We start from the raw sequence: 13,439 nt of genomic DNA on the forward strand, positions 1-13,439 counted from the left end.
CGACCGAGCCTGAACGACTCGGTCAGCGTGGCACAGCGGTAAAAGGCAATATAACGGATAACGACAGCGCCAAAATGAAAACGGCCAAAGGTGTAATCCAAGGCTACAATGGAGTCTTATGGTGTTAAATGTCTAATCCGACAGTCTCGTTAGTTTGCTAAAGGCTAGAGGTTAACTAGCCTAAACTTGCTCTCACATCTGCAATGGTGATGAAAAGTTTGTTTTCGGCATCTTGAAATGCTTGAAAACCGTAGCGTTCATAGAAATATTTTGCTCCACCTTTGGCATCAACGATAACAACTGGAAATGCAACGCTATCACTAGCGGCTAATAGCTTTCTGAGTGCGTCGATCAGTAGCCACTCACCAAAGCCTTTCCCTTTGTATCGGTCATCAACAGCAAGACGGGCAATCAGACCACCGGAGGTGGATGATTGGTGCTTTTTTTGTAACTTATCTGGCAATGCCTTTAAGTCAATTGGTGTCATTGTTAGTGTGTAAAAGCCGATGACATGTGAGTTGTCGCTATCATCTTCCAAAACAAACGTTCTGGTATTGTCTTTCTTTGCTTGCTGACTCGCCATTACTTTTAAGTAATTATTGAGAGCTTCGATGCTACAGTTGAATCGGCTTCTATCGTGTTTAGCTTTATCTAGAAGTACCGTATTCATCACTGAGTTTTGCTTTCGTATCGATCAGCAGCTGCTTTTAGTTTTGAGTTCTGTGTCGCAGGACGGTCTAAAGCTTCCATAAGCAACATCGCATCAGCTTGGCTCAGTTTTAAAGCCTGTTCACGTTCGATAACTTGTTTAGCTTTTTCGATTGCAGCGCTTAGAACAAACGAGTTGATGCTAGACATGCCGGCGATCGCGGCAGCCTTGGTAAGTAAGTCTTGTGTATCGACATCAACTCTAGCGGTGATGCGAGGCAAAGTGGTAGCCATAATGTTATCTCCTTTTGTGTCAAAGTGTCACACAGATATTATGGTCTTAAATTGTGCAATAAGCAATCTTTGTGTCACTTTGGCACGTAAGCTAACAATGTCTCGCAGAACCAGAATCTCAAACCGACTTCCACTGCATTGCCCGTTTTGTACTTTCCCGCTACGCTCGCACAACACAATCAACTTCGCTCCGGTAGCTTTGCTGGGCGCTAAAATCACAACATAAATGATATTGCTGAATACATCGCACTTGAAAATATTGTAGATGTAAGGTGACATTAAGCGGCTATGGCAGAAATCGAAGAGATCGAACATCGTTGGATTGAGAGCAATAGGTTAATCTCTCTTTTAGCTCTTCTCGAGTACGAATATCCTGAAGTAATGGATAGAATTCAACCGACTCATATTAGCAACGATAGTGTTGCCGAGATGCTTTCTTTTGCGCTTGATTTTGATTCAAGACATTGGGCTGAGAAGGCTGTGACATGGATTGAAGATGGTTTTCCGATTGATGCATCTGTCTGTGATAAGCTACTTAAAATCTCAGTATCTAAGACAGATAGCCAAAACTTAAGGCATAGATCACTGAAACAAGCGAATAGGTGGCAACGTGCAATCGCTACTTAGCATGGCGCTGAAATTCGTTATGGCTAAAAAGACTGGCTTTACAAGTATTAGCTTCGTTCGCCACCTATGTGCGTTATCAATTTCGAAGGATTGAAGATGAGTAATAAATACCAAAGATCACTTGTTTTACGGGTTCTAGGCTCGCTGTCTGCCTTTTGTCTGATGCTTGCTTTGTTGTACGTAGTTTTCGCTGGTATCAGCCTTTACTCATCACTGATTATTGTTGCGGCTATTGGCGTATTAGGCGGTCAAGCATTGGCTGTCGCTGAATCAGCTTTAGAATGTGGAGTAGCATTCTTTGAAATTTTGTTAGAAGGGGTTATGACACTATTTGAGATAATTGGCTCAATATTCAATTTGTAGATTCTTTATGACCAAAATAATTGATAAGGTAATACCCCAAAAAGCCCACCCCGCATAGTGCAACGGACGGCACGCTTCAGACACCAAGGTAATGAACGGGCCCGATGATCTCACTGTGGTTTGCGGACCACATCCGAAAATCTCATAAGATCAAAGAGGGATCGTTTCATGAGTCATCTACAGCGAAGGAACGAAGTAGACATCATCAGAATGGCTGCACTGATCGGTATCTGTGTGGTCAATGTGCCTTTCATGGCGTTGCCACCCGAATATGTGTTTATCCCGCCCGAGGGCGCTTATGATAAAGCGGCCGCGTTTTTCGTCGAATGCTTTCTGCAGCTAAAGTTCTTTATCTTATTCTCCTTCATATTTGGTTGGGGGATGGCCATACAGGCAAGGTCGACTGCGTCGCGTGGTCAGTCTTTTAAAAAACGCTATTTTCGAAGAATGGCTGGCTTGGCTATGCTTGGTGTTGCTCACGCAATACTGGTTTTCAGTGGCGATATTTTAGTCTTGTACGCGTTGCTTGGGATGCTTCTGTGGCTTATTAAAGATCGATCACCCAAGCTGCTAATGACGTTTGCGGCTTGGATGCTGCCATTAAGCATGGTTTTCCTTGGGGTTATTGCGGTTTTGCTGGATGCCATTCAATCCGATGAGTCGTTGTCTTTGGCGATGCTGGGTGGTGCAAATCTTGGCGGTAGCTTTATCGAGGCAACAAGCGTAAGGCTAACGGATTGGCCCGTCACGCTCGGTTTTTTGGTGCTCCTGCAAGGGCCTTTGGCTCTGGGGGCTTTTGCTTGTGGTTTAGCGGCCGCTAAAACGGACTTTTTTGCAGAACACAGTGCGGGATTAAGGCTGATTAAACAGCGCCTTCCGCTTCTTATTTTGATCAGTGTGCCAACCAACATCCTTTACGCAGCGGTGGTTGGTGGCATTGTGCCAGAGACGAACGAAATCTTATCGCTACTGGGATTAATGCTCATCGCTTTGGGTGCGCCAGCGTTGTCTGCGATCTATCTGTACGGTTTTATTACTCTATCTAGACGGGTTAACGTTCCTCATGTTTTGGTGTTGGCTGGTCAAAACTCCTTGTCATCCTATGTGACGCAAGGGGTATTGGCGGGCTGCGTGTTTGGTGCTTATGGCTTAGGGCTGTTTGATTCGCTCGGCCAAGCCGTGTTGATGCCAATTTCTCTAGGCATTGCCCTCACTGCTATGGTTTTAGTCGGGCTTTACTCTAAGCTCTTTGGGCGAGGGCCATTGGAGCCTATTTTGCGTAAAATTACAGGCAGTTAACGCTACGGGGGCAATGAATGCTTAACCATTCTTGGGGGCGCGCTTGGCAAGGTATCGAAGCCAAAGGTGACAATGATGTGCTAAGGGATGAGTTAATAGCAGCGTACAAGGAGCCTCAGCGACATTATCATTCCCTGCAGCATCTTGCCGAATGCCTTAAACACTTGGAAAAGTACAAAAATTTGGCAGAGCACCACGCAGAAGTTGAAATCGCGTTGTGGTTTCATGATGCCATTTATGATGTAAAAGCATCGAATAACGAGCAAGCCAGTGCGGATTGGGCAGTAACCGCTTTATCAATGGCATCAGTCCCTTCCACTCGGATTGAGCGTGTGAAAGGTCTTATTTTGGCGACATGCCACAATGCATTACCTATAGGGGCTGATCAGTCCTTATTAGTCGATATTGACCTTCTGATTTTGGCTTCTGACAGCCATAGGTTTCTGCAATATGAAGATCAGGTACGCCAAGAGTATTCATTTATCCCTAAGGATGTTTACCTCGTTAAACGGGCCGAGGTGCTTTCAACCTTTCTGCAAAGAGAAGCCATCTACAGTACGCCGGTAATCCGACAAGAATATGAAGCCAAGGCCCGCGCTAACCTAGAGCAATCGATAGAAGCGTTAAAGCATGCAAGTAAATTAAAGATGTAAGCAAAAGGGTTACCAAAGACGATTGAAGTTATCATTCGATCACTGTTTAATATGTTATATTATAACATCTGTGGCGAAAGGATAGATCAATGGAAGCGTTTTGCATACATAATCTGGTAGAAGGGCTTAGCTTTAACTTACCAACGAACAGTGCGTTCGGCGCTGATGCCAACACTCTCACTCGGATCTATGAGGAACAGATCAACATTGCAGTGTTTCAGCGAACACCCTCCGATGCCGTCTTAAGCTATGCCAAGCAGTTAATCCATGAGCGCCCAGCGTTTCGGTTCCGAACCATCATCGAACACCAAAGCGCTAAGGAGTCTATTGCTTCGCTGCTGCCAGATATTCCAGGAAAAGACGATTTTGTTGAGGATCTTTACCTTCTAACCGATATGTACGCATGCCTTTTCGACCTGAAGGAGGTCGGTATCCGGTTAGAAGCCGCCGATAAGGCATCCTGCCCTCGTTTTCATACCGATAAATTAGGCTGCCGCTTGATATCCACCTACTTAGGTGAAGGCACCGAGTGGCTGGCTAACGCCCATGTCGATCGCTCCAAACTTGGTCGTGGTAGTGGCGGCTTAAAGGATAGCGAGTCCGGTTTATTAAAACCCGAACATCAGATTCAGCAGGTGAATGCAGGTGATGTGGTATTACTAAAAGGCAAGGGTTGGATCAATAACGAGGAACATGGCATAGTGCATCGCTCGCCAACCGTTTCACAAGGACAAAGGCGGTTAGTGGTGACGATGGATTTTGCTTGATATCTTCAATCACTCAGCGGAGGAGTGATCATTGATGACAGTCTTATATCCCGATAAGAAGATCATTCTGTTCGATGGCGTGTGTAAACTGTGCTCGGCATGGGCGGCTTTTTTGATCAAATACGATAAGCATCGAGTTTTCACCTTAGCGACTGTTCAGTCGGAAGAGGGGCAAGCAATTCTAAAACATTATGGCTACCCGACCGATCATTTCGATACGATGATTTTGCTGGATCAAGGGCAGTTATATGATCAATCGACGGCTTTTTTAAAGGTGATGAAGCAACTGCCGTTCCCTTGGCCGCTTCTGTATGCCTTTCACTTTATTCCCAATCGGTTACGCAACTGGATGTACGATCGCGTAGCACTTAATCGTTATCGTTTATTTGGTCAGCACGAGAGCTGCGTTTTACCAGACCCTGAACATCAATCCAGGTTTTTGGGCGGGAAGCCCTAGAGTAAGTGGCTTTCCATCTTGTGGTATATTTGCCGGCTCTTTATTCATTTTTGCAGTACAAGGAACGTAACACATGTCGTTTTGGCACTCCCTGAAACAATGGTTGGGTTTAGCACCCAAAGTCGAAGATTTTGATTGGCCACCCCATTGGAGTGAATTGTTAGCTGAGCATGTGAGCTTTTATAAAGCGCTTAATGCGCAAGATCGTCTAACGTTTGAGCAATGCTGTACTGGCTTCTTGCTGACCACACCCGTTGAAGGCGGTGTGGAAGTGGAGGTGGATGATCTGGATCGGTTACTGGTAGCGTCAAGCGCGGTGATTCCGGTATGGGGCTTCCCCGATTGGCCGTTTTTGAATGTGAAAGCGGTTTTTCTATTGCCAGGCAGCTTTAATGATCGTTTTGAGTGTGGCCGTCCAGATTCGGCGATCAGTGGCATGGTAGGGCACGGCCCAATGTCTGGAAAAATGGCGCTAAGTAAGCCGCACTTACGCTTAGGTTTTGCAAACGATAAAGACAAAACCAATGTTGGAATTCACGAGTTTGTGCACATTCTCGATATGGCCGATGGCCAATGTGATGGCTTCCCCGAACGTATTCGTGAGTATCAATACTGCGCCCCCTGGTTTGAGTTTGTACGCCATAAAGTTGCCGAGGTCGAGAAGGGCAAGACCAACATTAACCGCTATGGTGCAACGAACCCGGCTGAGTTCTTTGCGGTCACATCGGAGTACTTTTTCGAGCGCCCAGCGATGCTGCAAAAAAAGCATCCTCATTTGTATCAGTATTTGAGCGACTTTTATCAGCAAAATTTGGCCGAAATCGCGCAACAAAACCAAAGCCACCGTAAAAGTGGAAAAGGACGTAATAAACGAGCGATCAAAATCGGTGATCCTTAAGCTAGGTTTTCGTTACATTGAGAACCGAGTTAATCTTCTGCAGGGAAAACCCCGGGAGGTGTGTGTTTATGAAAGGTTACTTTGAACATTTTGTAAGGTTTCCATCCCACAACCGACTAAAGAGGTAACATCGATAAAAAAGAGAAGCTCTATCATGAAAGAAAAAAGCCTTACTTGGATTTTAGCTCTTATCTTCCTAGCCTCTGGCGGCGCTAAACTAGCTAGCCTTGAGTTTGAACTGGTGGCGTTCGAGCGCTGGGGCTATCCGCTTTGGTTTATGTACCTTACTGGCGCACTCGAAGTGGCTGGCGCTATGGGTCTTATCGTGCGAAAAACTCAGGCGTTAGCCGCCCTGTGCTTAACCGGCCTGATGGGGGGCGCTGTGCTCACACACCTGATCCATAGTGAGTGGGCGATGCTGGTGTTGGCGGTGTTGATCATGCTCGCGTCCTTTGCGCGCGCTTGGTTGGGTTGCTCTAAAATCAGAGCATTTTTCGGCTGTTCTGAGTCGCTTTAACAAACTTTACTCGATTCTGATCATAAGACCTTATAAAATAGGCGGAAATTAATCGACCATAAGTTATTTGTTATGTCTTTACCTGCTTGTCCCAATTGTCAGTCCGAATACGTTTATCAAGATCAAGAGATGCTGATCTGCCCTGAGTGCGCGCACGAATGGAACCCAAACGACGTCGGTGAAGATGATTCTCTTAACATCAAAGATGCCAACGGCACTGTGTTGGAAGAGGGCGATAAAGTCACCGTCATCAAAGACTTAAAGGTGAAAGGCAGCTCGATTGTTATCAAGATTGGCACCAAAGCCTTGGTAAAACGCATTTTTGATAAAAAAGACCATGAGCTTGACTGTAAAGTTGATGGCGTAGGCGACATGATGGTTACTGCTAAGTTTGTGAAAAAAGCGTAAGGCGAGTTTTAAAGCCTTTCAAAAAAAGACCGTGTGTTGCAAGTTAATAACGCATGGTCTTTTTCAACTGATATCCCCATGATACGACATGCGTGTGTTCAAAATCGTCAACGTGTGACGATCATTCTTTATAACTCCCTGTGTACTGATTAACATTCGCTGTTTAATCTTCAGTTTAGGGACGTTCACAATGAGCCAAGCCACAGTCGAATTGCTGCAAGCCTATTATGCGGCGTTTAACGCGCAAGATATGAACACGTTTTTATCCCTTCTGACGGACGATGTGGTTCATGATATTAACCAAGGTGGTCGCGAAACGGGTAAAGAGGCGTTTACCGCGTTTATGGAGCGTATGAACGCGAACTACAAAGAGACCATTGTCGATATCGTCATTATGACCAATACGGCAGGTGATAGAGCAGCGGTGGAGTTCACGGTTCTTGGGGAATACCTTAAAACCGATGATGGCTTACCAGAAGCCAATGGCCAGACTTATCAATTGCCTGCAGGAGCCTTCTTTGAAATTCGTGATGCCAAAGTGGCTCGCATTACCAACTATTACAATTTGGAAGATTGGATAGCTCAGGTTGCAGGCTAATTGCGTATGCTGACCTTTAAAGCCTTATCTGGGCCTGATTTACATCAATACATACCCCAGCTTGCGCAATTGCGTATGCGTGTATTTCGCGAGTATCCCTATTTATACGAGGGGGATCTCGATTATGAAGCGCGTTATCTTAAAACCTACATCGACGCGCCTAACAGCGTTATTGTAGTGGCGTTTGATAAGGATCAAGTCGTAGGTGCCTCCACTGGGGTGCCACTGCGCTTCGAAACGGCCGAGGTTCAAGCGCCCTTCATTGAATCCGGTTTTGATCTGGGTGAGATCTTCTACTTTGGTGAATCGGTGTTACTACCCGATTACCGTGGCCAAGGGGCGGGCGTTGCGTTTTTTGATGAGCGCGAAGCTCATGCAAGATCGATAAAAGGGATTAAATCTCTCTGTTTTTGTGCGGTTCAGCGACCTGATAATCATCCTTTAAGGCCCTCGGATTATCAGCCATTAGATGCTTTTTGGACGCTCCGTGGTTTCGAAAAACAGCCTCAATTGGCCACCGAGTTCAGCTGGAAAGAGATCGGCGAAGCAAGTGAATCCCTCAAACCCATGATGTTTTGGATGAAACCCCTAGTATGAGTGCGTTTACCCTAGCTGCTGCCCAATACGATATTGGCTTTTTTGATCATTGGGATGCCTTTGCAAACAAGCTTGATCACTGGGTATCCCAAGCGCAACAGATGCATTCTGAGCTTTTGGTGTTTCCCGAATACGGCAGTATGGAGTTGGCCTCTCTGTTTGGTAAATCGGTTTACCGAGATTTGAATCGACAGCTGCACTCGCTACAGACATTGCTGCCACAATGGGATGCTTTGCACCAAGAATTAGCACGTCGCTACAACGTGATGATACTGGCGAGCACTTTTCCGGTTCAGTTAAGCGATGGCCGTTTTGTAAACCGTGCTCATCTTTATGGGCCGCAAGGGCTGATTGGCTATCAAGATAAGTTGATGATGACCCGCTTTGAAAACGAGCAGTGGCACATCCAGGCGGGTGATCAGATTCGTGTCATAGATACGGACCTAGGCCGGTTAGGTATTCACATCTGTTATGACTCTGAATTCCCCTTAATTGCACGTCAGCAGGTTGAGGCCGGGGCCGATCTTCTTTTAGTGCCCAGTTGCACCGACACCCAAGCTGGCTTTCACCGAGTGAGGATAGGCTGCCAAGCCAGAGCCTTGGAAAATCAATGCTATGTGGTTCAATCCCCGACGGTGGGTATCGCCCCTTGGTCGCCCGCGGTGGATGAAAACACCGGTGTGGCCAGCGTGTATACACCCGTCGACTATGGCTTTCCAGATAACGGTGTTTTAGTGGAAGGGAATAAAGGCGATGTAGGCTGGGTCTATGCGCATCTTGACCTATCCGACATTGCACGCATTCGCAAAGAGGGCCAAGTCTTTAATTACCGAGATTGGCCGTTACAGTATGAGCGAAAAGGGCCTCTAACGGATCACTAATAAGCGGTGTTGTCGCCCGTGAGCTCACTTTGGTCACAATTTTGCACTATAACTTTACTAGAGTGATTTCTTTCATGATAAGTGAGGTGCAGGATGGCAACACGTCGATCAACCGCAAAGCACTCAATCCCCAATCAAGCGTTCGACATTGCTTGGGCGACCCCTTTGGTCATGACACTTCGAATCTTTCAGATGGCGACCGCAGGTGCAGCGCCAAGTCCAAAAGATCGTAAAGAGTTTGATCGTATGTGGTCAGAAAAGTTGATGGCCTACAGTGAATCTTGGGCTGCAATGACCACCGAATGGATTCGATTGCAGCAAGAGTCTTTACCCATGTTGGCCTCATGCTGGCTTAATCCGTGGGCCGGATTTGCCTATGATTCATCCCACTGGAATATGCATCAGCCAGATCACTTAAGCCAAAGACTCTTATCAAAAGGATTAGCACCCATTCATAAACGCGTTACGGCAAACGCGAAACGATTGAGTAAAGGGAAGTGATTCTGGCGGCGAGAATCACTTTGCAAACGGCTCCAAATGAATCAAATAAGCGAACACTCTTCATCAGCAAGAACGCTGGTATGCCCATAAAACCCTAGAGAAGCTGCGAATAATTCATTTCCGTAAGCATTCGGCCAAAATATCTTATTGAAAGTAAAGGATTTAATTATTCGTGGTTGTTGAGTGGAGGATTTATTCGCAGCTTCCTTAATATTGAGGCAGAAATGCCTCTGTAACGGGTAAACACCTGAGTACTCGAAATGGATGCACGAAATTGAAAATATTCTTCCAATTCTTTGAGTGTGGTTTGGTGTATCGTCTGAAACATGTTCTTTTTGAGTCATTCACTCGGCGAGCCTACAAAAAGAGCCTCTCAAACACACAAGGAAAACAGTTATGAAAACCATAGGGTTAATCGGTGGGATGAGCTGGGAGTCGACCGCCAGTTACTATGCGGCGCTTAATCAAGGCGTAAAAGATGCGCTTGGCGGATTGCATTCAGCAAAGATCATCCTTAACAGTGTGGACTTTGCCGAGATAGAACAGCTGCAACACGAAGGTGACTGGAGTACATTGGGTAAAATGCTGGCCGATGCAGCACAGTCACTCAAGCGTGCCGGCGCTGAGTGCGTGATGATCTGCACGAATACCATGCACAAAGTCGTTCCGGCAATTGAAGCGGTGATTGCCATTCCCATTTTGCACATTGCAGATTCGACCGCCGAGCAGCTTAAGCGTCATGGTATCCAGAAAGCGGGGCTGTTAGGCACGCGTTTCACGATGGAGCAGGATTTTTACAAAGGGCGATTGAAGGAGCACTTTGGCATAGACCTGTTGATTCCTAACCAAGAGGATCGAGACACCGTCCACAACGTGATCTATCAGGAGCTCTGTAAAGGTATCATCAAGGATGAATCGAAACAGGCGTATCTTAGGGTAATCGAGCGACTTCAAAACGCAGGGGCTGAAGCCGTCATCCTCGGCTGTACGGAAATCGCTCTGTTGATTGGGCAAAAAGACACCCAAGTTAAACTGTTTGATACCACTCAAATTCACTCTGAAAAGGGTGTCGAATGGGCACTCAAAGGATAAACCAGCGCGCCCAAGCCATTGGCAAGGAGCGCTGGTACCGTTCATACAGTGTCGAAATTGTCGAAGTACTGCATCAATATCACAGTGACTGATCCGTTTTAGCGTGATTACCCACTTGTTGACCAAGCTTTTGATGGACAACGGCAATGGCCAATAAGCAAAGGCCTAAACCTAGGAACGAGGTAACGCGCAGTAAACCCGTCAGGCCCGACATATCAAATAGGAATATCTTCGCAACCACACCCATCAGGATGATCATACCGGCTCGGTAAATGGTGACTCGGTTGAGTTTAATCGCCGTCATTAATGTAACGATTGCCAATATCAGCCAGACGACGGAGTAGGTGTACAATTCGCCTTGCGATGCACCGTTAGATAACAGCATATGACTACCTTGCCAGATATGGCGGATTTCCATATTAACCCAGATGAAAAACGCCGCAGTGCTTGCGATCAGGGTTTGCTTTCGCAACTGGCTCGGCGCAAGGAGTGTTGCGATGCCGAGCAGTAACGCGGGTATGAGATAGATCAGCAATAATGGGTTTGCAATGGGTGTCTCGCCCAGCCAATCACCAGAATAATTAAGTGGGTTGAAGATAATTAAGGAGCCGCCCACATAGTTGATCCCCGCGCCGACCAACAGCGCACAAGCGGCTATTTGATATAACCAACCAATGGTGTTGGCAAAGCGCGTGCGGTACAGATAGACCAAGCCCAATGCCCCCCAAGTCAGCGTGTTAATGGCGGCTTCTTTTTGTGTGAAATCAAGAATAAATACATCACCATCGTACAACAGATAACGTGTTTCACTGATGACGGTTAACGCCAGCAAATGCAGGCTTGCTCCTTGCAGCCATAGACTTAAGCGTGCTTCGCGCTGAATCAGCATCCACCACGCAATCGCGCAACACACCAACGGGCCGCCAAAGACCCATAATGGCCAGTGTGGAGTCAGTGCGTATTTGGGTAAATAAGGGTTGAAGGTCAGTCTTGCAATGATGATGGCCACTAAGGCCTTCATGCACGGTGATAAGAGTGGCAAGTGGTAGTGCTTACTCAGGAATGCCAAGCTGATGGTTTGCGCGGCCAAGGCTAAGGTCAAGCGCGCTTCATCCAAGTAGATGACGGCCGCCAGCGAATACGCCAAATGAGCCGAGATAAACAAGGAGGCGATAGCACTGTCACTTAAGCGGATGCTTTGCATTTTCTTAGCGATTGCGCTGTATGCCAGTGCCAGAATGACTGCAATGATCGCCCACTGTTTGTCGCTGGCAAAATCCGAGACGGTTAAGTAAGCCTGTGCCAGAGTGACCACAGGTGCTAGCGAGCTAAATAAACCCCAGAAGCCGACATAGCGGGAGTGCTTCATATTCCAAAGACCACCTAAGGTAAAGATACTGCCAAGGCCAATGAGTATCTGCACCAAGGTGCTCTGCTCAAACCCTGGCATATCCCCCCAGTGTGCCAAGCTAATCAGCCCAATAAAGCCGATGGCCGAGACACTTGCGGCGATGGTCAATACCGGTCGGTTTACACAGAGCCATAAAAGAATAGCTGGGTAGGCCATTAAGGTGACTAAGCCTTGGAAACTCAACGTTTGGATCGTAAAACCGGTAAGCCACGCCAGTGTCAGTAAACCGATGACGCCCGCGCGATAGCGCTCATCCGCATCGAGAGAGCGAACCCGTTGCAGTAGGGCGGCCACAATGTGATCAGCCTCATCCAATGGGTAGCGCAGGTTCAGCATCCAATCCCCTTTATGGATGGCCAACACGGCGTACAGCATCATTATCAAGTAACCACTGAGCACGGCCCAATCGGCTTGGCCGATAAAGGCGATGGTCCACCAAGCGGTGGATGCGACAATGACACCGATCCATAACCATCGACGGAATATCCAGCGGAATAACACAAAGGCCGACAGGGTAATCAAAGCGGAGTAAATCAGCGCACCTTCAACGTTGTTGCTGCCAGTGTTCACGAGCAATGGCACGGCATACGCGCCCAAAATACCAATCGCGGCCAACAAGGGCCCATACTGGAACGCCGTTAACATGGTGAGTATCGATATCACCGCCAAAAGCGCAAAGACCACACCGGCTGGCAATAACTGGTACAGATGCCAGGCGGCCAAAAGCGCTGCGTACAAAGTAATGCTCGCACCGCCCGCTAATGCGGCGATCGCCTCGCTGTGTTCTTTAAAACGGGTACGAAGGTAAGCGGCCAATGCATGGAAACCCAAGCCCATCACAATGGCTAAAACAATACGTGCGGTTGGGCCCAGCAAGCCTTGATCAATCGAGTATTTCACCAAGAAGATGCCCGATAACCCAACGCAGGTGCCACCTAACCAGATCATCCATTTATCTTTGATGCTATTAACGAGGCGATCTGTCCAGCTTGGTTGTTTTGGTTCTGCAGTACGAGCTGGCTTTTTGGTGACGATCTCACGCGGAATCTCGGTGCGCTGATAGCGCTTCTCTGGCGGTGTCTCGCCCCACGCCTGATTGGCCGCGACATCCGGTACAGCTGGGTCAGTCGTGGTCGGCGACTCATCGATTGATGATTGAGATTGCGATGCCGTATCTGGCGCGGGTTCTAGTGGTGAAGCAGTAGATGTTTGAGCGGGGTCTTGCTTTTTCAATGTCGCTATTTGGCGTTGAGCATCCGAAAGCAAGGTTGTTAATTGCTCAACCTGAGCGGTTAAGCGGTAAATGGATTGCTCTAAGCGCTGTGACTTAAAAAAGCTGATCCAAGCAAATGCGATTGTCGCGATTAAAAACGCGATAAAGGCAAAGGCGACTAATCCCCAAACGTCCATGTAAAAGACCTAAATATG

Annotated in this window: 17 protein-coding genes; 14 read left to right on the forward strand and 3 right to left on the reverse strand. The window is 47.2% G+C overall.

Annotated elements, in window-relative coordinates; all coding sequences use genetic code 11:
* Window positions 1-175: 175 nt before the first annotated feature.
* Window positions 176-670: a GNAT family N-acetyltransferase gene (locus ACXAF9_RS06235; protein WP_475071775.1), complete on the reverse strand. Its 495-nt coding sequence runs from the start codon at window positions 668-670 to the stop codon at window positions 176-178.
* The gene (locus tag ACXAF9_RS06240) at window positions 670-942 is read right to left on the reverse strand and encodes a type II toxin-antitoxin system TacA family antitoxin (RefSeq protein ID WP_017420534.1); all 273 of its coding nucleotides are present in this window, start codon (window positions 940-942) and stop codon (window positions 670-672) included. The genes ACXAF9_RS06235 and ACXAF9_RS06240 overlap by 1 nt, the downstream gene beginning before the upstream one ends.
* A gap of 288 nt (window positions 943-1,230) precedes the next feature.
* Between ACXAF9_RS06240 and ACXAF9_RS06245 the strand changes: the two genes are divergently transcribed.
* The 14 genes from ACXAF9_RS06245 (at window position 1,231) to ACXAF9_RS06310 (ending at window position 10,600) form a co-directional block, all read left to right on the forward strand.
* A complete protein-coding gene (locus ACXAF9_RS06245; RefSeq protein WP_475071778.1) occupies window positions 1,231-1,569 on the forward strand; it encodes a hypothetical protein in 339 nt (112 codons plus the stop codon).
* 96 nt (window positions 1,570-1,665) lie between these two features.
* Entirely contained in the window at window positions 1,666-1,932 is a 267-nt protein-coding gene (locus ACXAF9_RS06250; protein ID WP_475071781.1) for a hypothetical protein, read from the forward strand.
* A gap of 168 nt (window positions 1,933-2,100) precedes the next feature.
* Entirely contained in the window at window positions 2,101-3,231 is a 1,131-nt protein-coding gene (locus tag ACXAF9_RS06255) for a DUF418 domain-containing protein (RefSeq protein ID WP_475071783.1), read from the forward strand.
* A 17-nt stretch (window positions 3,232-3,248) separates the two neighbouring features.
* Window positions 3,249-3,884, forward strand: coding sequence for an HD domain-containing protein (locus ACXAF9_RS06260; protein ID WP_475071785.1), 636 nt, complete (start codon window positions 3,249-3,251; stop codon window positions 3,882-3,884).
* Window positions 3,885-3,973: 89 nt separating this feature from the next.
* Window positions 3,974-4,651, forward strand: a complete 678-nt coding sequence (locus ACXAF9_RS06265; RefSeq protein ID WP_475071786.1) for a DUF1826 domain-containing protein — start codon at window positions 3,974-3,976, stop codon at window positions 4,649-4,651.
* A 34-nt stretch (window positions 4,652-4,685) separates the two neighbouring features.
* A complete protein-coding gene (locus ACXAF9_RS06270) occupies window positions 4,686-5,108 on the forward strand; it encodes a thiol-disulfide oxidoreductase DCC family protein (protein WP_475071790.1) in 423 nt (140 codons plus the stop codon).
* Between the two features lie 73 nt (window positions 5,109-5,181).
* Window positions 5,182-6,006 carry a M90 family metallopeptidase gene (locus ACXAF9_RS06275; RefSeq protein ID WP_475071792.1) on the forward strand — a complete coding sequence of 275 codons (825 nt, stop codon included), beginning with the start codon at window positions 5,182-5,184 and terminating at the stop codon, window positions 6,004-6,006.
* A 154-nt stretch (window positions 6,007-6,160) separates the two neighbouring features.
* Entirely contained in the window at window positions 6,161-6,523 is a 363-nt protein-coding gene (locus ACXAF9_RS06280; protein ID WP_475071794.1) for a DoxX family protein, read from the forward strand.
* 72 nt (window positions 6,524-6,595) lie between these two features.
* Entirely contained in the window at window positions 6,596-6,931 is a 336-nt protein-coding gene (locus ACXAF9_RS06285) for a zinc ribbon domain-containing protein YjdM (RefSeq protein ID WP_475071796.1), read from the forward strand.
* 190 nt (window positions 6,932-7,121) lie between these two features.
* On the forward strand, window positions 7,122-7,529 hold the full coding sequence (locus tag ACXAF9_RS06290) for a ketosteroid isomerase-related protein (RefSeq protein ID WP_475071798.1): 408 nt from the start codon (window positions 7,122-7,124) through the stop codon (window positions 7,527-7,529).
* 6 nt (window positions 7,530-7,535) lie between these two features.
* Complete coding sequence (locus ACXAF9_RS06295; RefSeq protein WP_475071800.1) at window positions 7,536-8,126, forward strand: GNAT family N-acetyltransferase; 591 nt, start codon at window positions 7,536-7,538, stop codon at window positions 8,124-8,126.
* The gene (locus tag ACXAF9_RS06300) at window positions 8,123-9,007 is read left to right on the forward strand and encodes a carbon-nitrogen hydrolase family protein (RefSeq protein WP_475071803.1); all 885 of its coding nucleotides are present in this window, start codon (window positions 8,123-8,125) and stop codon (window positions 9,005-9,007) included. Before ACXAF9_RS06295 ends, ACXAF9_RS06300 begins: the two co-directional genes overlap by 4 nt.
* 93 nt (window positions 9,008-9,100) lie before the next feature.
* Window positions 9,101-9,508 (forward strand): polyhydroxyalkanoate granule-associated phasin, encoded by a 408-nt coding sequence (locus ACXAF9_RS06305; RefSeq protein WP_475071806.1) that lies wholly within the window; start codon window positions 9,101-9,103, stop codon window positions 9,506-9,508.
* Between the two features lie 396 nt (window positions 9,509-9,904).
* Complete coding sequence (locus ACXAF9_RS06310) at window positions 9,905-10,600, forward strand: aspartate/glutamate racemase family protein (RefSeq protein ID WP_475071808.1); 696 nt, start codon at window positions 9,905-9,907, stop codon at window positions 10,598-10,600.
* A 79-nt stretch (window positions 10,601-10,679) separates the two neighbouring features.
* Here the strand turns inward: ACXAF9_RS06310 and ACXAF9_RS06315 are convergent, their stop codons facing one another.
* On the reverse strand, window positions 10,680-13,421 hold the full coding sequence (locus ACXAF9_RS06315) for a DUF2339 domain-containing protein (RefSeq protein ID WP_475071810.1): 2,742 nt from the start codon (window positions 13,419-13,421) through the stop codon (window positions 10,680-10,682).
* Window positions 13,422-13,439 lie beyond the last annotated feature (18 nt).

The sequence above is a fragment of the Neptunomonas sp. ABH4_499 genome (genome assembly GCF_056160565.1).

What these genes read in the sequence shown, in the direction of transcription:
- ACXAF9_RS06235 (WP_475071775.1), bottom strand. Translation starts at nt 670, where the DNA reads ATGAATACGGTACTTCTAGATAAAGCTAAACACGATAGAAGCCGATTC.
- ACXAF9_RS06240 (WP_017420534.1), bottom strand. Translation starts at nt 942, where the DNA reads ATGGCTACCACTTTGCCTCGCATCACCGCTAGAGTTGATGTCGATACA.
- ACXAF9_RS06245 (WP_475071778.1), top strand. Translation starts at nt 1,231, where the DNA reads ATGGCAGAAATCGAAGAGATCGAACATCGTTGGATTGAGAGCAATAGG.
- ACXAF9_RS06250 (WP_475071781.1), top strand. Translation starts at nt 1,666, where the DNA reads ATGAGTAATAAATACCAAAGATCACTTGTTTTACGGGTTCTAGGCTCG.
- ACXAF9_RS06255 (WP_475071783.1), top strand. Translation starts at nt 2,101, where the DNA reads ATGAGTCATCTACAGCGAAGGAACGAAGTAGACATCATCAGAATGGCT.
- ACXAF9_RS06260 (WP_475071785.1), top strand. Translation starts at nt 3,249, where the DNA reads ATGCTTAACCATTCTTGGGGGCGCGCTTGGCAAGGTATCGAAGCCAAA.
- ACXAF9_RS06265 (WP_475071786.1), top strand. Translation starts at nt 3,974, where the DNA reads ATGGAAGCGTTTTGCATACATAATCTGGTAGAAGGGCTTAGCTTTAAC.
- ACXAF9_RS06270 (WP_475071790.1), top strand. Translation starts at nt 4,686, where the DNA reads ATGACAGTCTTATATCCCGATAAGAAGATCATTCTGTTCGATGGCGTG.
- ACXAF9_RS06275 (WP_475071792.1), top strand. Translation starts at nt 5,182, where the DNA reads ATGTCGTTTTGGCACTCCCTGAAACAATGGTTGGGTTTAGCACCCAAA.
- ACXAF9_RS06280 (WP_475071794.1), top strand. Translation starts at nt 6,161, where the DNA reads ATGAAAGAAAAAAGCCTTACTTGGATTTTAGCTCTTATCTTCCTAGCC.
- ACXAF9_RS06285 (WP_475071796.1), top strand. Translation starts at nt 6,596, where the DNA reads ATGTCTTTACCTGCTTGTCCCAATTGTCAGTCCGAATACGTTTATCAA.
- ACXAF9_RS06290 (WP_475071798.1), top strand. Translation starts at nt 7,122, where the DNA reads ATGAGCCAAGCCACAGTCGAATTGCTGCAAGCCTATTATGCGGCGTTT.
- ACXAF9_RS06295 (WP_475071800.1), top strand. Translation starts at nt 7,536, where the DNA reads ATGCTGACCTTTAAAGCCTTATCTGGGCCTGATTTACATCAATACATA.
- ACXAF9_RS06300 (WP_475071803.1), top strand. Translation starts at nt 8,123, where the DNA reads ATGAGTGCGTTTACCCTAGCTGCTGCCCAATACGATATTGGCTTTTTT.
- ACXAF9_RS06305 (WP_475071806.1), top strand. Translation starts at nt 9,101, where the DNA reads ATGGCAACACGTCGATCAACCGCAAAGCACTCAATCCCCAATCAAGCG.
- ACXAF9_RS06310 (WP_475071808.1), top strand. Translation starts at nt 9,905, where the DNA reads ATGAAAACCATAGGGTTAATCGGTGGGATGAGCTGGGAGTCGACCGCC.
- ACXAF9_RS06315 (WP_475071810.1), bottom strand. Translation starts at nt 13,421, where the DNA reads ATGGACGTTTGGGGATTAGTCGCCTTTGCCTTTATCGCGTTTTTAATC.